Raw genomic sequence first — 23,239 nt, forward strand, 5'->3', positions numbered from 1 at the left:
CGATGACCATATGCAGCGCCTTTCCAAAAGAATAGTCCAGTAGCGCTATACTGTGATGATGAATAAAAACGACCATTTCGAGAGTCCATGATGCTCAACACCACGGCTTGGAACCGACTGCGTTACAACCTTTACGCGCCGGTCTACGATTTGGTGGCGGATCGCGCCTTTCGCCGTGCAAGGCGCAAGGCATTAGAGGCGGTGGATTGGACGGCGGGGCAACGCGTATTGATTTTGGGCGCCGGTACTGGTCTGGATCTACCCTATTTGCCACGAGACATCGAACTGCATGGCACCGACCTCTCGCCGGCCATGGTGGCGCGTTTTCGAACTCGAGCGGATGAACTCGGTTTCGACTTCTCCACCGAGGTAATGGACGCGGAACGGCTGGACTATCCCGACAATTATTTCGATGTCGTCATCATGCATCTTATCCTGGCGGTGATGCCGGACCCCGCTCGCGGACTCGCCGAGGCCCATCGCGTGCTTTCCGACGATGGGCTGCTATGCGTGTTTGACAAGTTCCAACCCGACAGCCACCCGGCAGGCTGGGTGCGCCGTACGCTGAATATCGTCACCAGCGCCATCGCTACCGACATCACCCGACAGGCGCGACCGCTATTGGAAGGCGCGGGGTTTAACATTCTGCGCAACGAACCAGTAATGATGGGATCGCTGTTTCGCGCACTGTTGGCAGACAAATCCCCAAGAAGTCGCCGAAATGCATCAGCCATAGCATGAACCAGTTCGTCTAGCGGGGCTCTGCCTCCATGGCTTTGTCGAGCCTAGTGTGCAGCACGGCATCCCACTGCTGAGTAATATGCGATATGGCGAAGCGTTCGCGAACGTCTACTGCAGCATTGGCCATTTTACTTCTCAAGTCAGGATTCAGCATCAGACTACTGAGAGCCTCCGCCAAACCGCGCACCCCTGTCTCCGGGTCAACAAGAAGACCATCGCGGCCTTGGCGAATAATATCTCTCGGCCCTGTATCGCAATCACTACTCACCACAGGCAGACCATACGCCATGGCTTCTGCAAGAGAATTGGGAAAACCTTCAAAGCGTGAACTCATCACAAAAAGTGACGCAGACTGATACCAATCGGCCATGTTGCCAGCACGCCCAGGAAGATGTATTCGGTGTTCAAGATCAAGGGAACTGCGCTGTGCCTCCAGACTCTCGCGATTTTTTCCTTCACCTAGAATGACGAGATCCCAGCTCGGGAAAGATTCGGCGAGTTTGGCAAACGCTTCTATAAGTTTCGTGAAACCCTTTTCTTCTTCCAAGCGCCCTACTGCGAGCAATACTTGGCGCTCTTTACCGACGACCTCCTCAGGCCGAATGGATGGCTCACTGACAGGCAAAGGAAAAACCACAGGATTTGCAATCACTTTGCCATTCGCGCTTGGACACTCCTGGGCTAGCCACTCGCGACCTTGTTCCGTCTGCATGACGACGGCACTCGCATGGGGATAAGCTAATTTCCGAACGAATTCCAGAACCTTTCCTACAGATTTTGCCGGTGGATAGGTTCGCTCTGAAACGACAATGGGAATATTTAGACCTGCAGTGGCTAGCAACGTAGCTACGTTGACATGAGGCAAAAAAGAGATGATGACATCCGGCGAGCTTTCTCGAACGAAGCGACGAAGTGAGGCTAATCGCTTGATCCGGTTAAGCGGTGTTTGACGTGTCGTTCCTACCTGATCGGCTAGATAAGTAAGGCAAACATTCTCCTCGAGCATGTAGAGGCACTCACCGCGTCCCGAGAAAGTAGGCATCAAGGTCACTTCATGGCCTTGCCTAGCCCAGTGGTTGCACAGCAAGGCAGCAACACGCTCTGCTCCGCCTCCCTGCATGGAACTCACTAGAAATAATATTTTTGGCACAGGACAGAACTCTCGATTGATCGTGTTTAAAAAAGCGTTTGAAAGTAACGCGAACCGTTACCAAAAGATACATGGATTTATTAATAAAGAAACAACTAAATAGTTAAGAAAATATGCAAGATTCTTGTCGCCTAATCGCTACTACTTCCTCGTTTTGATCGCTATAAACGATGAAAGAGGTGATGCTGGACAACGAAGCCCAGGCTCGTGCTGACGAATCCACTCCAAGCAAGGATCAGTCCGATGAAAAGTACTGGTACCAAAGTAGATCAGCCGTGGGCTCGCAGGTTCCCATGAAAAAAGGAAGAAATTGGGAGAAGGAAGAAATTGGGAGAAGGATTCTAGCATGACAATACTTTCCAACCACTTACCGGCAATATCAGGGTAGCCATGAAAAAGCGGGTCTTACTAGAAGGGAGAGCCTCTTATTTCTACCATATCAATGGCTTAGTGGGTATTAGCACATCTTCAGGGCATGTGAGCCCATCGGTTGCGCAACCAGCGACTTACTACTAACCAGCCCCAGGCCTCTGATGCCTCGACAGGTCAATCGTGATACATCGTCAACTGGCCATTTTTTTCAACCCAGGTATCGACCGTGCGGGTGGGAATATATAGTTCCAGTACGCTGATCATGAAGGCGTAGGTAAGGAACGCCAGGACGGGATCGGCCAATCTCTCTACCCAGCTGGATCGGGAATACTGGTTATCGCAGCTGATGGTGCCAATACCACAGGTATTATCTATCAAACCCCGTCCCTTACTAGAAGAGACAGGATTCAATATCAACACTGCGGTTGTCGAACCGGTAAGGATAGGGACTATTCCGTGACTTGGTAGCGAGAAACGGCAACCTACTTATTAAGAAGGAATAGCGGCTTTTCAGGTTTCGATGCCATCCACCTCTTTCGACTCAGAATTCATATTAAGATATTCTTGATAAGCATTAATTGCTTCCTTGGCAGCATTCGGATCTTTGAACGACCAGTTTCCCTGCTGCACACCATCGTGTATGACCGTATAAACAGCTAACTCAATCGCCTCGCGAATCGCCAGTTGTGGTGGGTCGTTACGGGTGAAGCCTGTCTCGAGCTCGAGCAGCCCATCAGTGGCTACGTACTTGAATACGGAACCCTGCATTAAGAGCGAATAAATCTTCTTAGTAGTAGTGATACTATTCATGATGCGCCCCGTTTTGATGCTGACGAAGCGAAGGTTCACCGTCACCATATCGGTACGATATTCGGTGTTTGTCCCAATTCCCAAGTAACGGGCTCCAGCACCACCCGTAGTAAGGTTAGTCTCATAGGCGATGACGCCCCCTTCGACAAGCATGCCTGCAAACGCCAGCGGGGGCAGCAAACCGGCAGCCTCACCGGTATACTGCTGGCGAGTCGCTTGGATGATCTGGCGCTCTCGTAGAAGATTAGGCAGGCCACGGCGTTCGACGACGTTGAACCAGGCTCCGTTAGAAACTTCGGTAAGCACGTCCACTAGAATGGCGTCGGCCCCTTGGGTAACGGCCCGGGAATATTCGGGAAATGCATCGTTAGGCTTATATTGCCCAGTAAGATCGGGAAATTCGTAGATAGCGATATCAACGGGCCGCTTCGCTGGTGGTAGATCCCTCAAGAGCGAAGTGGCATGGGTTGCCCTGATATAGCCTGCCGGAGAGGAAAAGGGATCGTTGATGGATCCTGTCGCGCATCCGCCAAGTGGCAGTAATGTCGCCACCAGAAGGTACTTGGCGTAATTTTTTAACATGTCATTTCCTGCGTTGTTTTCTTTTGGTTTTATTTATTATCAGGCTTGGGGACGGTAACCACATTGGTCTGAAGACCATCCGACACCGTGATTTTCATTCGATCGCCGACGGTTTGATAAGACACCATCGCATCGTCGAAGGTAAAACTCCCGGAGGGGGTGCCTTGCTCGAACACAGCGTTGGCAAGCTCATTAGCCGACTCGCCAATCAGGGTTCTATTGATAGCATCGGCAAATTCTTCCGCTGCGGAAGGCTCCTCGAACAAGGAATCGAATTCCGAGCCATCGTCCTTGTATTCATTTTGTATTTCGGCCGTTTGCAGCAGATGGGAGCTATTGAAAGGATCACCCCCGAAAGAAGGATTAATCGGACGATATATCAGATCTCCAGCCTGAACCATGCCGGCCGCGGCAAGCACCACGGTAGCCACAAGCAAGCGGCTTGTACTCGAATGACACATTGTTTTTTCTCTACTGGCTTGGTACCGGCGACCAATTCATTTGGTTAGCGGTCTCGTAACTCGCCCTTGGGACGTATCGATGATGAGTTCTACTTCCTTGCTAGACCCTGTGTATAACAGAGGTGCACTACCATTATTGGCACTGCTCCCGCGCTGGATATGGACAACCTGCTTGTTCGCGCCCAGCACATTGATATCCGACTCCAGGCCGACCCCTTTCTGATCCACGGCGATAACATTTCGTGTTCCAGCTACCTGTATGCTGGAATCCAGCGCCACACCCACCTGACGTTGAAATGTTGCGTTGTTGCCGCCTTTTACGCTGACTACCGCCCGGTTGCGTTGTCCGCGCTGAAGAACGGTAGATGAGCGCCGACCGTTTCCCCGTAGCGCCAACTCATCCAGAAAATCCACGTCGATCTCATTGATCGTGCCTACTCCGGGAGTGGAAAAAGCCGCCACCTGTGACTCTTCGGCAACGGCCAGCCTCTTCTCCGTGACAATCTGGCGTATGTAGACCGACTCATCATCGGCGAAAACCGGCATTGGCAGCATAACTAATATGGCAAGACCCAGCGCGGGAACCGCGCCTAATCTCGATAATGCCGTAAATTTAGCCACTTGAACCTCCCACTGCACTACATTGGGCTCACGATCTCTTTGGCCTGACAACTCGTACCGGTCAAACGCTCGCTAACATTCAGATAGAACTCGATCCATCCATCCGGCGCAATTTTCGAGGTAATACGAGATGTCTCGATTGTTTCGCCTGGTTCAAGGTTATACGAACCCGACTGTTCGAAAGTACCGGAACCCGTAGCATCGATTTTCAAAGTCCTTAACTGATAGTCGGCTCGGGTCGGCTGCGAGGCCTGAATAATGGCTGCTGCCGAGACTGAACCATTCTTGCGCTCGATGACAATACGACAGTCGAGCTGTGTGAACGCCTGCTGCCCTATTGCCAGGGGCGTATGCATCATCGCCAGCAAACCAAAAGGCAGGAGGATTGAAAGGATTCTTGCCCACATAGCCCATTGCCACCGTTAAATAGCCGGGTATCGAATCGATACCCGGAAAGCATCATCTGACCCTTTTCGTTCTTCTATTAGGCTTTTTGAATGTTCAAAAAGCCTTCAGGCCAGCAACAATATGGTTATGCTATTACAGACGGCTTTGACGCATAGTAGCAGTGTTCTGGCTGCCACGCTGGTTAGCAACGATCTGGTTGGAGTTTCCGGCCTGGCTGTAGGTCAGCTCGTTGGAGGATCCATTTTGCGTGGCACTCACAAAGTTGCCGTTACCAACCTGCTGGGCACTCATAATGCTGTTGTTATTTCCACGCTGGAAAAGCTCAGCCGTGTTGTAATTACCTTTTTGCACGCCTTGGGTATCGCTTCCAGACCAACCGATGGTGTTGCCATTACCTTCTTGAGTTGATTCGAAGGTGTTATTGTCTCCGATCTGGCTGATATAGGCTTCGTTGTCGTCGGCGAATGCCGCGCCTGACATGAGTGCCGCGATGCTTGCTGCTAGAAATAGCTTTTTCATTGGTTTTGTCCCTTGTCTGAACTTTATTCTGAATTTTACCTTCTAAGGCGGCATGAGCTTTTTCTCTCATCCGCCTTAGCAAAGTCTGGTCTTCAAAAAAAACTCAGTCAACGTCCTGTAACATTAAATTAAAAGCTTTTATCTACTATGAAAAATAGTAAAAATAACTATATAAATAATTATAAATACAACATTGATTAATTAATTTTCATGCCAATATTTAACTAAAAATAGTTATAGAAATAGTGCTTTGCAGTGTTTACAATAATTTAGAATTGTTTTTAAACTAAACACCCTCTTCGCATTTAAGGCAATTTTGTATTTTTTTGTGCTAAAAAAAGCCTCAAATTCTATTGTTATGCTGATACATCTTTCAAGTCACGTCTAAAAACAAAAACTCACAATCACTGTAAAATAATTCTCTTACCCCTTCTCCATGCGACGAATTAGTAATTGCAGGCACGCTATTTCAATTCGGCGGGTTCAGGAGTCCTATCACACTAACGATGAACAGCACGACGCCCAGCACGCGAAAGAAGAGCGACGCTTCCGCCGCAACTATATAGCGATGCACGCGTTCACCGACTAAATGACCCAGGAAGGCACAGGGCAGCAACCAAAGATGGTGTATCAGTTGCAGATCCACACCGGCAATGATGAAGGACACCATCTTGATCAGTACCAGATGAACCACAGTACGAATAGCGTATCGCGCAGTTGGTGCTTGGCCACGTGGGAGGCAAATACTGCCACGATCAATGGCGCGCCGATCAGTGAAGTACCGCTGACGTACCCGCCGAGCGCTAACAGTATGCAATCTACATATGGGTTCTTGCTGTAGAACGGCTTGTTGAATATGTAGCTGATAGCATAGACGATGACGATGACGAAGATAATGCTCGTCATGAGCTGAGACGGCAGTGTCAGCAGTCCCACGACCCCGATCAATTTCGGAATAATCATGATCTTCAGCGCCTTGATCAGATAGCGCCAATCGATGTTACTTTCGGCCCGCTGCGCGGCGTTATCGGCAACCAGTACCTCTCGATGGCCACGCCAGGCAATCCAGCTCGAGAAGATCATCAAATGGACAGCAATCAACGGCAAAAATACCAAGGGCTCGTTCAGGACCAGCAAAAGAAACGGCAGGGATAGTACGGCACCACCAAAGCCCAGGCTCGTCCTTACGAATCCACTCCAGACAAAGATCAGGCCGATGAAAAAATACTGGTACCAAAGTAGATCAGCCATAAGCTCGCGAAGTGCCATGAAAACGGGGAGAGAATTCTAGCATGTCGATACTCTCCAACCGATTACCGACCGTCCGGCAGCTACAATGCTTCATCGCCGTGGCAGAGGAACTCAACTTTCGGCGGGCAGCCGAGCGTTTGCATATGTCTCAACCGCCGCTATCGCGACAGGTGCGTAGCCTGGAAACGTTGCTGGGGGTCACGTTGATCGAGCGAGATACCCATCGGGTCGCATTAACCCCGACCGGCAAGCACTTCGTCGATGAAGCGCATCGGTTGCTTGTCGGGCTGAATCAGGCAGTTGCTTCGTTGCGTGACAGTGCAGCACAGCAGCAGAAAAGCATCAGACTCGGCCTGACCAGCGTAATGGATTTCAGTCAGCTTCCCACCCTAAACGCTCTACTCTCGAACCCGCCATTCAACCGTGGAATTCATCAGGAACGCGCCTACTCCAAACGACTCGTCGAACGTGTACTCGCCTTACAGATCGACCTGGCGATCGTCGGCGTTTTCGCCGATGCCTCCCCAGCTCTCAAGAGCCGGAAGATTGGCGAGGACACGATGATGGTCGCGCTGCCGGCCTCCCATACCGCTGCGAACAAGCAGCGCATCGACCTGAAAGATATAGCCGACATACCGCTATTCTGGTTTCCGCGAGCCAACAACCCCACCTTTTACGATCGCTGCGAAGCCCTATTTAATCAGTTGGGGTTTTCTGCGCCACGCAAGCCCGAGCCTCAGGAACATGTCGATTTACTCGCCCGCATCGCCGCGGGTGAAGGAATGGGGTTTCTACCCAGTTCCATGCAGGCCGCCAGCCGCACCGGCGTGGTGTATCGAGCGTTCACCGATAGTATCGAGGCGCGCCTGAGCATGGATGTCCATCTGATCTGGCGCACCGATGAGCGCAGCGACGCGGTACTCGATGTAGTGAACAGGCTACTCTCTGCCATTGACACTCAGGCGTTGACGCCTTTCATACCCTCCTCCCCGTAACGCTCACCCTGCACGCTTTCCTGGGTAAACACCTTTTCCAGTTCACGTTTGTCTTCTACCGATAGTTCAAGCGCGGCGGCGGCGAGATTTTCCTGCAGATAGCGCGAGCGTCGCGTGCCGGGAATAGGCACGATGTTATCCCCTTGAGCCAGCAACCAGGCAAGCGCAACCTGCCCGGGGGTTGCTGCATGGCGCTCGGCAATCTTCTTGACCGACCCGAGCAATTGCAGATTATGTGTCAGATTATCCTGCTGAAAACGAGGATTGTTGCGCCGAAAATCTCCCTCGGCCAGATCCTGAGCCGATGCGATACGACCGGTGAGGAAGCCACGCCCGAGAGGTGAATAAGCGACCAGACCAATCCCCAACTCCCTGGCCTTGGGCAGAATGCTCTGCTCGATATCCCGCGTCCACAGCGAGTATTCCGTTTGCAGTGCGGTGATCGGATGCACCGCATGGGCCTTTTCCAGCGTGGCGGCGGAGACCTCGCACAAGCCAACATGGGCGATCTTGCCCTCCTCGACCAAGCCCTTCAGTGCGCCCATGGTCTCGGTGATATCCGCCTGCGGGTCCACTCGATGGATGTAGTACAGATCGATTCGCTCGACGTCCAGGCGCTTCAGGGAGGCGTCGCAACAGGCACGAATGTACTCCGGTCGATTGTTGATACCCCGAGCGTATTCCGCCTCTTCAGGCCGATCGATACCGCATTTGGTCGCAATTTGGATCGAGTCCATGGCAGAGCCCCGAGCAACGAGAAAGCGACCGATCAGCGTCTCGTTATGACCACGACCGTACATATCCGCCGTATCGATAAGGGTAACGCCGGCATCGGCCACTTCATCGAGCATCGCCAGGGACTGGGTATCGTCCGAAGGGCCATAAAACTCGCTGAGCCCCATGGCGCCATAGCCAATCGCCGAGACAGAAAAGCCCTGTCCCAACACGCGAGAGGGTAATGCTGTCGTTTTCCGGTCCATGTTCGTTTCCTATGGTAAGCATGAAATCACGTCGTTCGATGTCTCGAATGCACGAACACGGGAAGCATGAATCGGCATGGCCTACCAATGGAAGAACTCGATTGGTAATACCAGGATTGAATCACACGTTAGAAAATCCCCGGGCACTCTTCCAAGATGGAAGTAAAAAGGCTTGCTCCATTAGTGGAGCAAGCCTTTTATTCAAACGCCATCACCAAAACACCTCACCACCTATGCCGCGGCTCCTTGGGCTTGCGCAGCGCACGCACAGGGCGGCGCTTGTTCTTGTCCCGGCTCCAGCGGTTCTGTTCCTCAGGGGTCATGTCCGGCACCTTGCGCGGCTCCAGGCCCGCCAGATTAGAAAGATCGTCGATCTCGTCCTGGCTCAACTCGACCCATTCACCGGCCTTGGCGCGCTTGTCGATGAAGATGTTGCCGTAACGCACGCGCTTCAAGCGGCTGACGGTGAGCCCCTGGGATTCCCAAAGCCTGCGCACCTCGCGGTTGCGCCCTTCCATGATCACCACATGGAACCAGGTGTTGATGCCTTCGCCGCCGAACTCCTGCACGTCGGTGAAACGTGCCGGGCCGTCTTCGAGCATCACGCCCTCGACCATGGCAACGATCTGTTCACGCTTGACGTTGCCCATGATGCGCACGGCGTATTCACGCTCGACCTGGGTCGAGGGGTGCATCAGGCGATTGGCGAGCTCGCCATCGGTGGTGAACAGCAGCAGGCCACTGGTGTTGATATCCAGGCGGCCGATGGCAATCCAGCGCTCACCCTTCAAGCGTGGCAGTCGATCGAACACGGTGCGCCGGCCTTCCGGGTCCTTGCGGGTGCACAGCTCGCCTTCAGGCTTGTTGTACATGATGACCCGGCGCGGCACTTCCTCGGCGCCGCGCAGGTTGAGCGGGCGATCATCAAAAGTGACCTTGTCCCGCGCTTCGATGCGATCGCCCAGGGTCGCGACTTGACCGTTGACCTTGACGCGCCCGGCGCTGATGGCGGTTTCCATCTCGCGGCGCGAACCCAGGCCGGCCCGGGCGAGGACTTTCTGCAGCTTTTCGGTGGTCGTATTGGGGGTGTTCATGAGTCGGACGTATTCTCGTCTGATGAGTTTTCCGCGCCCGCGAGGCCGTCATCGTCGCTTTCGCTCTCGACGGTCTGCGGATTACGGGCGCGTTCGGCCAAGCGCGCTTCGAGATCAGCGAAGCTGAGTCTCGGCCGGTCGGACGCCATCCCGGCGTGGGGGTCTTCGTCGGCCATCCCGGCCGTCGTTTGCTGCTCTTCTTGCGGTTCTTGCGGTTCTTGCGGTTCTTGCTGAACGACAACATCATCTGCCGGCTCGTCGTCACCGTTCTCTTCGCTCGATGAAACATCGACGCTATGCGCCTGCGCACCCTGAATATCAATCTCGTCTTCATACAGGGTCTCTTCGAGCATGTCGAAGCCCTTGAGCTCGTGCATGGGTGGCAGAGCATCCAGGGTCTTGAGACCGAAGTCGTCGAGAAACTGCCGGGTGGTGGCATAAACCGCCGGGCGCCCCGGCACGTCGCGATGGCCGACCACCCGAACCCAGCCGCGTTCGCTTAGAGTGCGCATGATCGAACTGCTTACCGCGACACCGCGCACCTCCTCAATATCGCCCCGGGTCACTGGCTGGCGATAGGCGATCAACGCCAGGGTTTCGAGCAACGCCCGGGAATAACGCTGCGGGCGCTCATCCCACAGCCGCGATACCCAGGGCGACAAGCGCTGGCTAATACGCACCTGAAAACCGGAGGCGGATTCGATCAGCTCCAGGGCCGAATTCTCCAGCCGCGTCGCCAGTGCCGCCAGGGCATCGCGCAAATCGCTGCGGGGTGGGCATTCCCGTTCATCGAACAGCCCTTCCAGGCGTTCCACCGGCAGTGGCTCCCCCGCCGCCAACAGTGCCGCTTCGAGAATCTCGTCGAGCCGAACGCTGTCGTTCATGCGTCCTCCTCGAAGGCGCTTTCGCCGTCGAGGTCGTCACCGGCCACGAACTCATCGATATCCTCTGATTCCTCCACGGGCTGACGTGCTCTCACATGGATCGACGACAGCGGCGCATTCTGCACGATCTCGATCATCATCTCCTTGGCCAGCTCCAGGATTGCCATGAAGGTCACGATCACCCCGGCACGCCCCTCCTCGAGGTTGAACAACGACTCGAAGGAGGTGAAATGTTCGTGGTTGAGGCGCTCCATGATGGCCAGCATGCGATCCCGAGTCGAGAGCACCTCGCGGCTGATGGTGTGGGACTGGTTGAGCTCCGCGCGGCGCAGGATACCCGACAGGGCGCCCAGAAGCTCGTCGAGTTCGACATCCGGATGCACCACGCGGGTTTCCAACGGCGGCAATCCCGCACTGGCACCGAACCAGTCCCGGCCCAAGCGCGGCAGTTCATCCAGCCCTTCCGCGGCAAGTTTCAAGCGTTCGTACTCCTGCAAACGCCGGATCAATTCGGCGCGGGGGTCCTCTTCTTCTTCGTCTCCCTCTTCCTTGGGCGGCCGAGGCAGCAACGTGCGCGACTTGATCTCGGCGAGCATCGCCGCCATCAGCAGATACTCCCCGGCCAGCTCGATCGCCATCGCCTTCATCAGTTCGACGTACTCGATGTACTGGCGCGTGATAGCGGCGACGTCGACGGTGAGAATATCCAGGTTATGACGTCGAATCAGGTAGAGCAGCAGATCCAGCGGCCCCTCGAAGGTTTCGAGGAAAACCCGCAATGCCTCCGGGGGGATATAGAGATCCTGGGGCATCTCGGTGATCGGTTGATCGTGCAGACGCGCCAAGACCGCCGCCGTTTCCTGAACGGCGGCCTGATCCGGCGATTCCACGATATCCGACATGTCACTCACGCTTGCAGGCACTCCTGGCTGGCTGTGCGCCTGCAGAGTGTAACGAAACTAGGCCTTGGGCAGAATGCCGAATTGCCATGCAAGCAGCTGCTTTTCTCGGCGACAGCCTTGGTGGGAAGCGCTGAAGAAATAGACGAGCGATTCAAGCACAAGGCGCCCGGAGCACAGGAACCGGAGCATATGGGGTATATGTGAGGATTCCGCGCACCGCGTAACGCAGTGATTGAAGTGCGCAGACATTTCTATTCAGTATTTCCCTTGCGGTAGCGCCCGACATAGTCGAACAGCTTTTCACGCACCTGCCAATGGCGGCCTACTCGCCGCCCGATGACGAAATCCGGTGCCTTGAGGCGCCGCTCTTCAGCAATGACCGCCTCCGGCGAGGTTGGTCGCCAATCCGCTCCCGGCGCTCGCAAATGATGACGCAGGAAGGCCGCCGCGAAAGCGCCTCGCTGGGCAGACGTTTCCAGAGCGAACCATTCATCCAGGGTCGCACCGTCTTCGTCATGATAGGTCACCTTGAGTCGAGGCAGGCCGCGGCCATTCACGGTCGCGGCGAGCTGCATGCCGCTGATCCGCAGCACTCGGGCGTCTTTCAGGCGCAGTGCGTCTTTCAATTTGTCGTCCGGGTCTACCAAGCGCTCGCCGCAACCGTGGCAGCGCCGCGCAGCGATATCATTCTCGGCACCGCAGGCCTGGCAGGTCTTGAAGCGGAAGCGGAAATCGCATTGGTTTCGTTTTCCTTGCTCATCATCAACAAGCCCTTGGCAGCGCCGGCCATGATGCTCGATGACAATGTCGCCCTCCCGCTTGCCCCAGAACATATTGGCATGGCCGCAGGCCGGGCACTCCACCTGCACCGGCTCGCTGTCGCTGTCCGGCTTGGGTGCGCCAATCTCCGGGGCATAGAGATCCCAGGGATTGCCGGCGTAATCGAGGATCAGACAATCCATCTTGTTCGGGGCCAGACGCAATCCGCGTCCGATGATCTGCTGATAGAGCCCTACGGACTCCGTGGGCCGCAGAATGGCGATCAGATCGACATGGGGCGCATCGAAGCCGGTGGTCAGTACCGAGACATTGACCAGATATTTCAATTGGTGTGTCTTGAAGGCGTCGATCAAACGCCGGCGCTCTTTCGAGGGGGTCGCCCCGGTGATCAGCGCCGCCTCATCGCCAGGTAGATAGCCGAGAATTTCCTCCGCATGATCCACGGTAGCGGCGAACAGCATTACCCCGCGTCGATCACGGGCGCGAATCATGATCTCTTCGATGATGGTGGGCGTGGCCCGGTTGCCCCGCACCACGCGATTGAGTTCTTCCTCGGCATAAAGGCCACGCACATTGGGCGCAAGCTGAGAGAAGTCGTAGCGTTCGACCGCAGCATCCACTCTTGTCGGCGGCGCCAGATAGCCCTGCTTGACCATCAGCCGCAACGGCTGCTCGAACACGCACTCCTGGAAGAAGCAATCCGCCTCGCCGCGCACCATGCCGTGATGGTGGCGGTGATAGATGAAGCCCTGCCCCAGCCGATACGGCGTGGCGGTCAGGCCGAGAATCTTGAGACGCGGATTGGCCTGACGCAGATGGTCGACGACCTGGCGGTAGCTTGCATCCTTGTCCGGCGACACGCGGTGGCACTCGTCGATCACCAACAGCGTAAAGCCATCTTCGTCACGCTCATTGGCAAAAGCATCCAGGTTACGCACCACGGACTGCACGGAACCGAACACCACCTGCCGTTTGGACTCCTTGCGTTTGAGACCCGCACTAAAGATGTCCGCCTGCAAGCCATAGGCCTGGTACTTGGCGTGATTCTGTTCCACCAGTTCGCGCACATGGGCCAGCACCAGTACTCGCCCGCGAGCCAGTCGCGCCAGCTCGGCGATCACCAGTGACTTCCCGCTGCCGGTGGGCAGCACCACCACCGCCGGGTCGTCGGTGGCGCGGAAATGCTCGATCACCCGCGCCACGGCCTGTTGCTGGTAAGGCCGCAGCGCTGGAGGTGTGATGGCCTTGATAGTGCTATCCGGCATGACGCTCCGTTCATGTAGCAAAGGGCGTCATTCTACTGCGGATAGGCCATCCATCCATCGCCCTTCAAGCGAATGTAGGGCGTCTCGTTCACCGGCATCACCACTACACCATCGTTTGCGGATATCGGCTCGGTGGTAGGCAGATCCGCGGTCAACGCCTGCCAATCCACTTCCTGCTGGGCATAGATGTCTTGCTCCAGGAAACGCTTGACCAGCTCGGATACCGCCAGATAGCTGCTCGGCGCCTCGATATGGATGGGCGCCTCGTCGCTGGGCTGATTCAGGCCGGTGAGTTTTACACCGACAGGCACATGGGTAATCGAAGGCGTCGGAATCTCGCGCATACCGGCGAACTGCATCTTGTCTCCACTCAGGGCTGCCCCGTGCTCCGGCACGATCAAGACCGCCACCTGCCGTCCCTCACTTTCCAGACGCTTCAGGAATGTAAGCAGATCATCGAACAATTGCCGCAGCAGCGGTTCATAATCCGCGAAGCCCTTTTCACCGACGATGCGATTACCATCGTGCAGTGTCACCGTGTTGTAGAAAGTGGCGGTAGGGTTGTCCCAGTCCTGCTGCGCCATCCAGGTATCGAACATATCGCGATCACGATATATCGGGGAGTCGTCGAAGGCGGTCATCTGGGGTTCGACGCTGTCCTGGGCCAGCATCGGCGCCTCGATGCCACCCTGCTCGCGGATCATTTTGAGATAGTCATCGAATATCCCGTCGTGGTTGAGCGCCAGCTCTGTGGCGAAGCCCTGTTCGGCCAGATTCTCGAACAGATGACACTGCTGTGGCGCCTCGCTGTAGAGCTCTTCATGGGGGATCTGACCGCAGCTGGCACGCAGCAGACGCAAGCTGGCAGGGCCGCTATAAGAAGTCGCGGAATTGAAGTTGTCGAAGACGACGTCCAGATAGTCGAACAGGGGATGATTCGTGACGCCAGCTTCTTTCATGTCGTCCCAGGATAGCGAGCAGACATTGACGATCAGAACGTCGAAGGGCTGCGACGGCGCCGCTGAAAACGGTACCTGTCGCTCGCTCTCGCTGGCATAGAAGTCCTTGAGTTGGGCATCGAGTTCCGGGTCCTTGGGCGCGGCAGCGGGGGCAGGCGCGGGCGCCGTGTTTTGCTCGACAGCAGCCACGCCATTGGCGGCATCCCCCGCCGGCGCCGTGGTGGCGGTTGCCGTCGTAGGCAGAAAGGAGGTTGCACCGATCATGCTCAGCACCGGTAGCATGGCCACCCAGATCAGCCCCAGCATCACGGGTACCGTTACCCGAATCCAACCGGCGATAAAGGCATAGCCCACCGCCAGCACGAACAGCACCGCCATCCAGTCCCAATTGATGAACCGGCTGGCCAGTTCCACGAGATAGTCGAAGCTGAAGGCCGATACTTGTGAGGATTGCGCCAGCAAGCGGCTGAAGGGCGGCAGCCAGCTATCCTGATAGAACAAGGCAATGCCGATGGGAATGGCCAGGATGTGACGCGCCCGATGCAACCAGAGAGGCGGCAAAGGCATTAGCAGGAAGGCGGCAAAGGCCAGGTTGGTCAGCGCGTTGAAATCGATCACGCCCTGCCAATAAAGCGCCAGCTTGAAAATGAAATATATGTTCCATGCCCCCAGGCCCCGCCAGTAGCGGTTGACTGAAGGAGAACTCGTACCCAATGTCTGTTCAGCGTAATTCATCGACACCCATACCTTCGTTATTCACCCCTTTCGTGTCCTCTACGCGACGTCGCACACCCAATCTGGATACATAGCGCGGACGCCGTGGCCAAACCTGATTCATGCGGCGCCATATCCAGTGCATAGCAAGGCCAAGAACAAAACCGCCTAGCGCCATCACCACGAGAAGTTCATTCATTTCTGGTACTCCACGCTCAACCTCAAGGGGGCAGGCCTGGGCACGCTTTGGTAGTGCTCATTCTCGGTATCGACGGTTTTTTCTCCTACGTGCTCCACGTTAGTAAAGACGGGAAGATGTTGCTGTTGTGACCAGCCAAGCTGCGTCAGATGCTGCATTTCTTCAGCGATTACGACATGGTCTTCACGAATGGTTCGCTCGCTGAACAGCGTAGCGATAGGCATGCCGAATAGACGCTGCAATGCCATATCGCTATCGCTTTGCCGGCAGCCGAACAAAAAAAGATATAGACGCCCTTCCATCACCGTAATCATGTCGCCTTGCCGGTGAATCCGGCACTGAGCAAACGCCTGTGAGCATGAAAGCCCGCCAGCGGGTACAAGCGTTACTAGAAGGCCCGAGACCAGCGCTGCGGAATCATTCTCCAGCCAGGCTTGCAGTCGATGGATAAAGGCCGCGGGCGGACAGCGCCCACTCATGCCCTCTGGATGCATCGCCTTGATCAGCCTTTCCACGTCATCGTTCACCGGTCGCGTCAAACGCTGACCTTGCAGTGCCTCGATCCGGCTGAAGAAATGAGAAAACGACACGTTGCTTCTTATCACCATGTTGATGCCGCTAAGAACCAGAAGGCGCTCATCGTGGTAACGCAGGCAAGATACGAGTTCGCGAACCACCAGCTTGAGTGCGCCACCGCGAGACTTGCGCAGGCCGTGCAGCTTGCGTGCCAAGGAATCGACATCCTCGCTTCGTTCGACGCCGACGATCACCGTCGCCGCCCGGGCTCGTGTAGCATGAAGAATGACCTCGTCAACCTGCTCGAAAACCTGCCAGTTGGCCAGGGAAACCGAGGTGTCAGCGACTACCGCCCGCTGAACGAGGTACAGGTGTTCGTCACTGCTCCCACGAGGAGAAGACCCGGCATCACTCTGTCTGCGCCAGCCGATAGAGATGGGACTTAGAAGCATGTCATCCACACCGCAAACGCCATGATCGCTACGCCAATAAAGTAGATGGCATTGTGCTTCTTGAGCATTGGGCTGCAGATGCATCAAACCGTCGATGACGTCATTGTAGGTATCGAGCCGTTCGCGCAATGCCAGGCTTTCGGGGCCATGCGCCAACAGCAACAGACAAGCATCGCGCTCCGCAAGCCACAAATGCCAGCGCCAGCACCAGCGCCGCAACGTTCGCTCCTTGAATGCAAGCAGCGCCGCCGCAGGTACTTCAAGCACGATGAGACGGGGCTCTCCCCGTTTACGGCGCACTCCGGAAAAATCCTCGGGCAAGGCATGAAGCGCCTCATTCAAATGCTCACCAGGCAAAGACCATTGCGCCACTGCCTTGGGGCCCATGTCTGCAGGTAGCCCATGCACCGAGGCCCGAGCATGCTTATCGGGCGCTATCCAGTCTCCCGTCGTGTTGCGGGGCTGGGCTACCAGAACACCTTGCCCCATGCGCTCGGCCTGGCCTCTTGAGTCCGCCAGCACTGCATAGAAACCGGGGCAGCGAAGAGCATCGAATTCCGGTAACGCCTCTTGCAACCCTAAGGAAAAATGATGGCGTTGCATAATACCTGGCAGTCCCTGCATGCATTAAGCTTCCGTTATTTACTTAATAAAATTACTATTATTGTAAACAAAACTTACTACGCTTAAAATTGCGATCCCCACAAAGAACGCACTTAGTTTTAAGCATAAACCCATATGAAAACATGAGCTTACGTATAATTTTAATTTACCAATTATTTTCTATTACTGGCTTTTAACATGATTAACGAAAGAAGCATTAACAGTGCAGTGAAAAATAAATTAAAAAAATACGACGAAGATGTTATTTCATTATTAGAAAAATCAGACTTGCCGGATTTTGATTATCGTCATCTGGCACAACTCGACCGCCTCGAGACGATCGGCACCCGCTGGCCTTTGCTCGCTGAGATTGCCCTATCCCAGCGAGAGCCTTCCGTATGATCCGTGTGGCCGTTCAGGGGTGTCGTGGAGGCACGGGCGCCAGCAGCATCATTGCGGGGCTTGCCCAGGCGCTAGTGGATGCCGGTGAACGTGTGCTGTGTATCGATCTTGACCCGCATAATTTACTGCGCCTGCATTTTAACCATGACTGGCGTGACGAGAACGGCTGGGCCAATGCGGTGGGCAACGGTCAGAGCTGGCATACCGCCTCCTTCGCCCTTGGATCGCAGTTGCATTTTCTACCCTACGGCCATAGCGATACTCATGTTGTGCCTACAAATGCCTTACATGCCGATGACTGGCAGCAACGCCTCGATGAGCTCGATGAGGATAGCTACCGCTGGGTATTATTCGATCTACCTGCAGCGTCCTTCGCCCAGGAGCATTTTCCAGCGGATGTGACACTCATCGTGGCTCATGCCGATCCCGCCTGTCACGTCCTGCTGGCCCGACGGCAATTTCGAGAAAGCGACTATCTACTGGTCAATCATTTCGCACCTTCCAGCCTTCTGCAAAGCGATCTGTACACTCTATGGCAGGCTCAGTATTCCGATTGGCTACTGCCTTGGACCATTCATCGGGATGAAGCCATGTTCGAAGCGCTGGCGCACAAACGTAGCGTTACCGCCTATCGATCAGATTGCCTTGCAGCTCAAGGAATTCGTAACCTGGCAGCGTGGTTATTAGCTCGCCACGAGGAAGCTGCATGAGTGTATGGTTACAACCCGGCGCGCAAGCTCAATGGAAACGCCATTATCGACATCTGCGCGATAGACGAGACGCCACACCACTCACGGCAGTGCTGCTGACCCTCGCCTGGGGCGTCACCTGGTGCTTCCTGCCACTCGAGTCCGAACGTTGGCAGCGCCTCCTGTCGTCGCATTCGGGAAACTTTGCACACCTGCAGCGGCGTCGTCCGGGCATTGCAGACCCTCTACGCTATGGGCTTCAGTTCCTGTGGCTGTTACTCATACGTCCCCGTCGCTCCTCGGCGGCGAATGCGCCTCAGCGGGAGCGATTCAAGCCACTGCGGCGTGCCCGCGAGTTCCTGCTCTCTCGGGCAAACAGGGTAGTGCAGCGTGTCGAGGGCCGCTTGCGTCCTACACTGAGCCAGTTGGAAGGCGACAGACCCGATAGCAGCCCTGCCACTCGGAACACCTGCTGGCTATTGACGTTGATGGGGGGCACGACCGCCATATTGATGCTGCTGGTCATCACCCAGCCCTTTACCCTGCCGGCGCAAGCCCTGTTTTCCGTGTTGCTGTGGGTCATCGCCCTGATCGTACGTCGCCTGCCGGCGGGACGCTTCTCCACTCTTATCCTGATAGTGCTGTCGCTCACGGTGTCCTGTCGCTATCTCTGGTGGCGCTACACCTCCACCCTCAATTGGGACGACGGCCTGGACATGACCTTCGGCTTGTTGCTGTTGGGTGCCGAAACCTACTCCTGGCTGGTGCTGGTGCTAGGATATTTCCAGACCCTGTGGCCCCTTAATCGCAAGCCGGTGTCCTTGCCCGAGGATACCCGGGAGTGGCCGAGCGTCGATCTGATGATTCCTACCTACAACGAGTCTCTCGAGGTCGTGCGGCCGACGGTACTGGCTGCATTAGGGCTCGACTGGCCCAAGGACAAGATCAACATCTACCTGCTCGATGACGGCAAGCGCCCGGCGTTTCGCGACTTCGCCGCGGACGTAGGCGTCGGCTATATCGCCCGGGATGACAACAACCATGCCAAGGCGGGCAATCTCAATCACGCGCTGACCGTGACCCAAGGTGACTACATCGCCATTTTCGATTGCGATCACGTCCCCCAGCGCTCCTTTTTGCAGATGACCATGGGCTGGTTCCTCAAGGATCCCAAGCTTGGCCTGATACAGACACCGCACCACTTCTTCTCACCAGATCCTTTCGAGCGCAATCTCGATCGCTTTCGGCGCATGCCCAACGAAGGCACCCTGTTCTACGGCCTGGTGCAGGATGGCAACGACTTATGGGATGCGGCCTTCTTCTGTGGTTCCTGCGCCGTACTCAAGCGCCGTGCTATCGAGGCTATTGGCGGTTTCGCAGTGGAGACAGTCACGGAAGACGCGCATACTTCGCTGCGCCTGCACCGTAAGGGCTTCACCTCCGCCTATCTACGCATTCCACAAGCCGCCGGTCTTGCCACGGAGAGTGTGTCGGCCCACATCGGCCAGCGCATTCGCTGGGCCCGGGGCATGATTCAGATATTCCGCCTCGACAATCCGCTTTTCGGGCCCGGCCTGCGCCTGAGCCAGCGCCTTTGCTACCTCAATGCCATGCTGCACTTTCTGGCAGGCGTGCCGCGCCTGATCTTCCTGACCGCCCCGTTGGCCTTTCTCCTGCTGCATGCCTACATCATCTATGCCCCGGCGCTTCTGCTGCTGGCGTTCGTGATCCCACACATGCTGCACTCCGGGCTTACCAATTCGCATATCCAGGGGCGCTATCGCCACAGCTTCTGGAGCGAGGTCTACGATACGGTACTGGCTTGGTACATCGCTCTGCCTACCACCGTGGCGCTGATCAATCCGCGCAAGGGCAAGTTCAACGTCACTGCCAAGGGGGGCCTGGTCGACAGGCAGTATTTTGACTGGGGTATTTCGCGCCCGTATCTGTTGCTGATCGTGCTCAATCTGGCCGGGGTCGTGGCCGCCATCTGGCGTTTACAGAGTGGCCCCGCGGATGAAATCCCCACGGTACTGGTCAGCCTGGTCTGGGTATTCTACAACCTGGTGATTCTGGGGGGCGCCATTGCAGTGGCGGCGGAAGCGCGCCAGGTAAGACGCAATCATCGGGTCAGCGTCACGCTGCCCGGGGCGGTGCAGCTTCCCGGCGGCTACGCCTACCCCTGCACACTGCAGGACTATGCCGAGGGGGGCCTGGGTATCATTCTGCCGGCCACCGGGCTGGTGAAGACCGGTGACAACCTTACGCTGTTGTTGCAGCGCGGTCGGCAGGAGCATGCCTTTGCTGCCCGAGTGGTCAATGCCAGCGGCGAACGGGCCGGTCTTGAACTGGAGAAGATGCCACTGGCCAAGCATGTGGATTATATCCAGTGCACCTTCGCCCGAGCGGATACCTGGTCCTTGTGGCGGGATGACCTGCCCGCGGATCGCCCCATGAAAAGCTTGATCGACGTTATTTGCCTGGGGTTCGAAGGCTACCATCGGCTTTTCCAGCATGCGCCTCGAGGCGTGCGCGCGCCGGTGTCCTGGCTGGCTTCTTTCATACCCCAACGTCCATACGAAGCATCTTGATCGCCGTCCATATAACGGATTACGTCTCATCGAATAGGAATGTTCACGACATGCGTCATCGCTGGATCCTGCTTTCTCTGCTGATCACCCTACCCTCTTGGGCTCAACCATCCTCTGCCCCGTCGACGGAGGCGCCTGGCGCTGCGCTATCGGCACCACCGACCCAGGAGCGCGCACTGAGCCTGGAAAAACTGTCTCAACAGGAGCTGGAGTTGAGCGGCATGTCGCCGGAACGCCAGATCGAATTCAAGGTACGTGGCGATCAACTGGTGACCGACGCCACCCTGGAGCTTGGCTATACACCCTCGCCTTCGCTGCTGGCGGACGTGTCGCATCTCAAGGTGTATCTCAACGACGAACTGATGGGCGTCGTGGCTATCGACGCAAGCGCACCGGGGGAGGCTCAACGGCAAACCATATCCCTGGACCCCCGGTTGATTAGCGACTTCAATCGCCTGAACCTGGAACTGGTCGGCCATTACAGCAAGATTTGCGAAGATCCCACCCATTCCAGTGTCTGGATCAACATCGCCGGCGACAGCACGCTGACCCTGCAACAGCAAAAGCTGCCCGTGGCCAACGATCTGGCCAATCTGCCATTGCCCTTCTTCGATACCAACGACGACACGGCACTCGAGCTTCCCTTGGTGCTGGCCCAGAATCCCTCAGTAGGCGTTCAGCGGGCGGGCGGTATTGTGGCCTCTTACTTTGGCTCCCAGGCCGGTTGGCGTGGGCAGCACTTCCCGGTCTCCTTCGATACGCCTCCGGCACGGCACGCCATCGTGCTGGCGACCAACGAACAACGGCCCGCCGTACTGGCGGACTATCCCGCCGTGGAAGGGCCCACCATCGAGATGATCAGCCATCCCGACTCCCCCTATGACAAGCTGCTGGTTCTGATGGGGCGTGACGACGCGGAACTGGTGACCGCCGCCCAGGCCCTGGCCTTGGGCAATACGCTGTTGCGTGGGCAGAGCGCCCGTATCGACGGGCTCGACACCCTGGCCCCCCGCAAGCCCTATGATGCCCCTGCCTGGATCCCCACGGACCGCCCGGTGACCTTCGCCGAACTGATCGACTATCCGGCTCAGTTGCAGACCCAGGGCCGCACGCCTAGCGTCTTGAACGTCGACCTGCGCCTGCCACCGGATCTGTTCATCTGGCAGAACGAACTGATCAAGCTGAACCTTGATTATCGCTATACCCAGCCGGTGAAGGACGCCACCTCCCGGCTCGATATCAGCATCAACGATGAGTTTTTGAAGTCTCTCGTACTTGATCAGGAAGGCAGTGAAAGCCAGCGTAGCCTGCTGCAGGTGCCGCTACTCAAGAACTGGCTGCTGCCGGAACAGGAAACGAACATTCCGGCCTTGAAGATCGGTACCCGCAATCACCTGAGCTTCGACTTCGCTTATGCCAGTCGCGTGGGCATGTCCGGCTCCGAGGAGCAGTGTCGCCCGCTCATTTCGGTGCCCCATCAGGCCAGCATCGACAAGAGCTCGAGCCTGGACTTCTCAAGCTACCCGCACTATCTGTCCATGCCGGCACTGCGCACCTTTACTTATGCGGGCTTCCCCTTCAGCCGACTGGCGGATCTTTCTCAAACCCTGGTGATCATGCCCCAATCGCCCGCGGAACTGGAGCTGACCGCCCTGTTCGATACCCTGGGCCGTATCGGTGCCCAGACCGGCTACCCGGGTGTAGCGCTGAGCATCAGCGACGACTGGACAAGCGCCAAAGATACCGATGCGGACATTCTCGCTATCGGTTCGCTTCCAGAAGACCTGGATGATACCGATCAGATCGTGGCATTGGGCGACGATGCCCGCAGCCGTCTGCGCCTGGGTTCAGCCAGCAAGGAAGGCAAGAGTTCCGACAGCATGCAGGCCGTTGCCGGGGACGTTGACAGTGAAATCAGTGTCACCGCGCATGGTCCCATCGCCGCACTGGTCGAATTGAAATCGCCCTACTTCGATCAACGCAGCATCGTTGCCCTGCTGGCCAACACACCCGGGGACTATCGCCTGCTCAACGAGTCGATGAACGATCCCGTGATGGTTTCCCAGATACGCGGCTCGATTGCGGTGATTCGGGATTCTGGTGTACGCAGCGACGTGGTGGGCGAACGCTATCATGTCGGCGAACTCCCCTGGACCACCTGGCTGTGGTACCACCTTTCTACTCACCCCAAGCTGATGGCATTCATTGCCTTGGTTGCGATACTACTGGTGGCGTTGATGCTGTGGGTACTGCTGCGTCGTTTGGGTACACGCCGTCTGAGCAGGGATGAGGATTAAGC

21 protein-coding genes and 1 pseudogene are annotated in these 23,239 nt (G+C 56.3%); 6 read left to right on the plus strand and 16 right to left on the minus strand.

Annotated features, from left to right (window positions below):
- Window positions 1–90 precede the first annotated feature (90 nt).
- A complete protein-coding gene (locus H7850_RS07500; protein WP_227369170.1) occupies window positions 91–741 on the plus strand; it encodes a class I SAM-dependent methyltransferase in 651 nt (216 codons plus the stop codon).
- Window positions 742–751: 10 nt separating this feature from the next.
- On the opposite strand, the gene H7850_RS07505 is transcribed toward H7850_RS07500, so the two are convergent.
- The 8 genes and pseudogenes from H7850_RS07505 to H7850_RS07540 form a co-directional block, all read right to left on the minus strand.
- Complete coding sequence (locus H7850_RS07505) at window positions 752–1,861, minus strand: glycosyltransferase family 4 protein (protein ID WP_227368904.1); 1,110 nt, start codon at window positions 1,859–1,861, stop codon at window positions 752–754.
- A 576-nt stretch (window positions 1,862–2,437) separates the two neighbouring features.
- Window positions 2,438–2,641: a hypothetical protein gene (locus H7850_RS07510; protein ID WP_227368905.1), complete on the minus strand. Its 204-nt coding sequence runs from the start codon at window positions 2,639–2,641 to the stop codon at window positions 2,438–2,440.
- A gap of 132 nt (window positions 2,642–2,773) precedes the next feature.
- Window positions 2,774–3,655, minus strand: coding sequence for a CsgG/HfaB family protein (locus H7850_RS07515; RefSeq protein ID WP_227368906.1), 882 nt, complete (start codon window positions 3,653–3,655; stop codon window positions 2,774–2,776).
- 29 nt (window positions 3,656–3,684) lie between these two features.
- Complete coding sequence (locus tag H7850_RS07520) at window positions 3,685–4,086, minus strand: curli assembly protein CsgF (protein WP_227368907.1); 402 nt, start codon at window positions 4,084–4,086, stop codon at window positions 3,685–3,687.
- A gap of 66 nt (window positions 4,087–4,152) precedes the next feature.
- On the minus strand, window positions 4,153–4,737 hold the full coding sequence (locus H7850_RS07525) for a hypothetical protein (protein WP_227368908.1): 585 nt from the start codon (window positions 4,735–4,737) through the stop codon (window positions 4,153–4,155).
- 17 nt (window positions 4,738–4,754) lie between these two features.
- The gene (gene csgH, locus H7850_RS07530; RefSeq protein ID WP_227368909.1) at window positions 4,755–5,144 is read right to left on the minus strand and encodes a curli-like amyloid fiber formation chaperone CsgH; all 390 of its coding nucleotides are present in this window, start codon (window positions 5,142–5,144) and stop codon (window positions 4,755–4,757) included.
- A gap of 133 nt (window positions 5,145–5,277) precedes the next feature.
- Complete coding sequence (locus H7850_RS07535; RefSeq protein ID WP_227368910.1) at window positions 5,278–5,664, minus strand: hypothetical protein; 387 nt, start codon at window positions 5,662–5,664, stop codon at window positions 5,278–5,280.
- A gap of 469 nt (window positions 5,665–6,133) precedes the next feature.
- A pseudogene (locus H7850_RS07540) lies at window positions 6,134–6,915 on the minus strand (TSUP family transporter).
- A gap of 41 nt (window positions 6,916–6,956) precedes the next feature.
- Here H7850_RS07540 and H7850_RS07545 point away from each other — a divergent pair.
- Entirely contained in the window at window positions 6,957–7,910 is a 954-nt protein-coding gene (locus tag H7850_RS07545) for a LysR family transcriptional regulator (protein WP_227368911.1), read from the plus strand.
- Here H7850_RS07545 and H7850_RS07550 read toward each other — a convergent pair.
- From H7850_RS07550 to bcsE, 8 genes are all read right to left on the minus strand, one after another.
- Window positions 7,874–8,890, minus strand: a complete 1,017-nt coding sequence (locus H7850_RS07550; protein ID WP_227368912.1) for an aldo/keto reductase — start codon at window positions 8,888–8,890, stop codon at window positions 7,874–7,876. The two genes, H7850_RS07545 and H7850_RS07550, sit on opposite strands and share 37 nt — an antisense overlap.
- A gap of 224 nt (window positions 8,891–9,114) precedes the next feature.
- On the minus strand, window positions 9,115–9,984 hold the full coding sequence (gene rluB, locus H7850_RS07555) for a 23S rRNA pseudouridine(2605) synthase RluB (RefSeq protein WP_227368913.1): 870 nt from the start codon (window positions 9,982–9,984) through the stop codon (window positions 9,115–9,117).
- A complete protein-coding gene (gene scpB / locus H7850_RS07560) occupies window positions 9,981–10,868 on the minus strand; it encodes an SMC-Scp complex subunit ScpB (protein WP_227368914.1) in 888 nt (295 codons plus the stop codon). The genes rluB and scpB overlap by 4 nt, the downstream gene beginning before the upstream one ends.
- Complete coding sequence (locus H7850_RS07565; RefSeq protein ID WP_227369171.1) at window positions 10,865–11,770, minus strand: segregation and condensation protein A; 906 nt, start codon at window positions 11,768–11,770, stop codon at window positions 10,865–10,867. The genes scpB and H7850_RS07565 overlap by 4 nt, the downstream gene beginning before the upstream one ends.
- Before the next feature lie 251 nt (window positions 11,771–12,021).
- Window positions 12,022–13,815, minus strand: a complete 1,794-nt coding sequence (locus H7850_RS07570) for a DEAD/DEAH box helicase (RefSeq protein ID WP_227368915.1) — start codon at window positions 13,813–13,815, stop codon at window positions 12,022–12,024.
- Between the two features lie 32 nt (window positions 13,816–13,847).
- Window positions 13,848–15,509, minus strand: coding sequence for a cellulose biosynthesis protein BcsG (gene bcsG, locus H7850_RS07575; RefSeq protein ID WP_227368916.1), 1,662 nt, complete (start codon window positions 15,507–15,509; stop codon window positions 13,848–13,850).
- The gene (gene bcsF / locus H7850_RS07580) at window positions 15,496–15,687 is read right to left on the minus strand and encodes a cellulose biosynthesis protein BcsF (protein ID WP_227368917.1); all 192 of its coding nucleotides are present in this window, start codon (window positions 15,685–15,687) and stop codon (window positions 15,496–15,498) included. The genes bcsG and bcsF overlap by 14 nt, the downstream gene beginning before the upstream one ends.
- Window positions 15,684–17,279: a cellulose biosynthesis protein BcsE gene (gene bcsE / locus H7850_RS07585; RefSeq protein WP_227368918.1), complete on the minus strand. Its 1,596-nt coding sequence runs from the start codon at window positions 17,277–17,279 to the stop codon at window positions 15,684–15,686. The genes bcsF and bcsE overlap by 4 nt, the downstream gene beginning before the upstream one ends.
- A gap of 177 nt (window positions 17,280–17,456) precedes the next feature.
- On the opposite strand from bcsE, the gene bcsR reads away from it, so the two are divergent.
- Genes bcsR through bcsB form a run of 4 tightly spaced genes read left to right on the plus strand, consistent with a single transcriptional unit; the run spans window position 17,457 to window position 23,237 of the window.
- Entirely contained in the window at window positions 17,457–17,660 is a 204-nt protein-coding gene (gene bcsR / locus H7850_RS07590; RefSeq protein ID WP_227368919.1) for a BcsR/BcsP family cellulose biosynthesis protein, read from the plus strand.
- Window positions 17,657–18,370, plus strand: coding sequence for a cellulose biosynthesis protein BcsQ (gene bcsQ, locus H7850_RS07595; protein WP_227368920.1), 714 nt, complete (start codon window positions 17,657–17,659; stop codon window positions 18,368–18,370). Before bcsR ends, bcsQ begins: the two co-directional genes overlap by 4 nt.
- Complete coding sequence (bcsA, locus tag H7850_RS07600; RefSeq protein WP_227368921.1) at window positions 18,367–20,940, plus strand: UDP-forming cellulose synthase catalytic subunit; 2,574 nt, start codon at window positions 18,367–18,369, stop codon at window positions 20,938–20,940. Before bcsQ ends, bcsA begins: the two co-directional genes overlap by 4 nt.
- A gap of 50 nt (window positions 20,941–20,990) precedes the next feature.
- Entirely contained in the window at window positions 20,991–23,237 is a 2,247-nt protein-coding gene (gene bcsB, locus H7850_RS07605; protein WP_227368922.1) for a cellulose biosynthesis cyclic di-GMP-binding regulatory protein BcsB, read from the plus strand.
- Window positions 23,238–23,239 lie beyond the last annotated feature (2 nt).

Origin of the sequence: Halomonas sp. M20, assembly GCF_020622265.1 — a bacterium.
In the GTDB taxonomy this organism is placed as follows: Bacteria; Pseudomonadota; Gammaproteobacteria; order Pseudomonadales; family Halomonadaceae; genus Modicisalibacter.

Bases quoted from the DNA above. Each gene is read 5' to 3' on its own strand.
- H7850_RS07500 (WP_227369170.1), top strand. From the start codon at position 91: ATGCTCAACACCACGGCTTGGAACCGACTGCGTTACAACCTTTACGCG.
- H7850_RS07505 (WP_227368904.1), bottom strand. From the start codon at position 1,861: ATGCAGGGAGGCGGAGCAGAGCGTGTTGCTGCCTTGCTGTGCAACCAC.
- H7850_RS07515 (WP_227368906.1), bottom strand. From the start codon at position 3,655: ATGTTAAAAAATTACGCCAAGTACCTTCTGGTGGCGACATTACTGCCA.
- csgH (WP_227368909.1), bottom strand. From the start codon at position 5,144: ATGTGGGCAAGAATCCTTTCAATCCTCCTGCCTTTTGGTTTGCTGGCG.
- H7850_RS07535 (WP_227368910.1), bottom strand. From the start codon at position 5,664: ATGAAAAAGCTATTTCTAGCAGCAAGCATCGCGGCACTCATGTCAGGC.
- H7850_RS07545 (WP_227368911.1), top strand. From the start codon at position 6,957: ATGTCGATACTCTCCAACCGATTACCGACCGTCCGGCAGCTACAATGC.
- H7850_RS07550 (WP_227368912.1), bottom strand. From the start codon at position 8,890: ATGGACCGGAAAACGACAGCATTACCCTCTCGCGTGTTGGGACAGGGC.
- rluB (WP_227368913.1), bottom strand. From the start codon at position 9,984: ATGAACACCCCCAATACGACCACCGAAAAGCTGCAGAAAGTCCTCGCC.
- scpB (WP_227368914.1), bottom strand. From the start codon at position 10,868: ATGAACGACAGCGTTCGGCTCGACGAGATTCTCGAAGCGGCACTGTTG.
- H7850_RS07565 (WP_227369171.1), bottom strand. From the start codon at position 11,770: ATGTCGGATATCGTGGAATCGCCGGATCAGGCCGCCGTTCAGGAAACG.
- H7850_RS07570 (WP_227368915.1), bottom strand. From the start codon at position 13,815: ATGCCGGATAGCACTATCAAGGCCATCACACCTCCAGCGCTGCGGCCT.
- bcsG (WP_227368916.1), bottom strand. From the start codon at position 15,509: ATGAATTACGCTGAACAGACATTGGGTACGAGTTCTCCTTCAGTCAAC.
- bcsF (WP_227368917.1), bottom strand. From the start codon at position 15,687: ATGAATGAACTTCTCGTGGTGATGGCGCTAGGCGGTTTTGTTCTTGGC.
- bcsE (WP_227368918.1), bottom strand. From the start codon at position 17,279: ATGCAGGGACTGCCAGGTATTATGCAACGCCATCATTTTTCCTTAGGG.
- bcsR (WP_227368919.1), top strand. From the start codon at position 17,457: ATGATTAACGAAAGAAGCATTAACAGTGCAGTGAAAAATAAATTAAAA.
- bcsQ (WP_227368920.1), top strand. From the start codon at position 17,657: ATGATCCGTGTGGCCGTTCAGGGGTGTCGTGGAGGCACGGGCGCCAGC.
- bcsA (WP_227368921.1), top strand. From the start codon at position 18,367: ATGAGTGTATGGTTACAACCCGGCGCGCAAGCTCAATGGAAACGCCAT.
- bcsB (WP_227368922.1), top strand. From the start codon at position 20,991: ATGCGTCATCGCTGGATCCTGCTTTCTCTGCTGATCACCCTACCCTCT.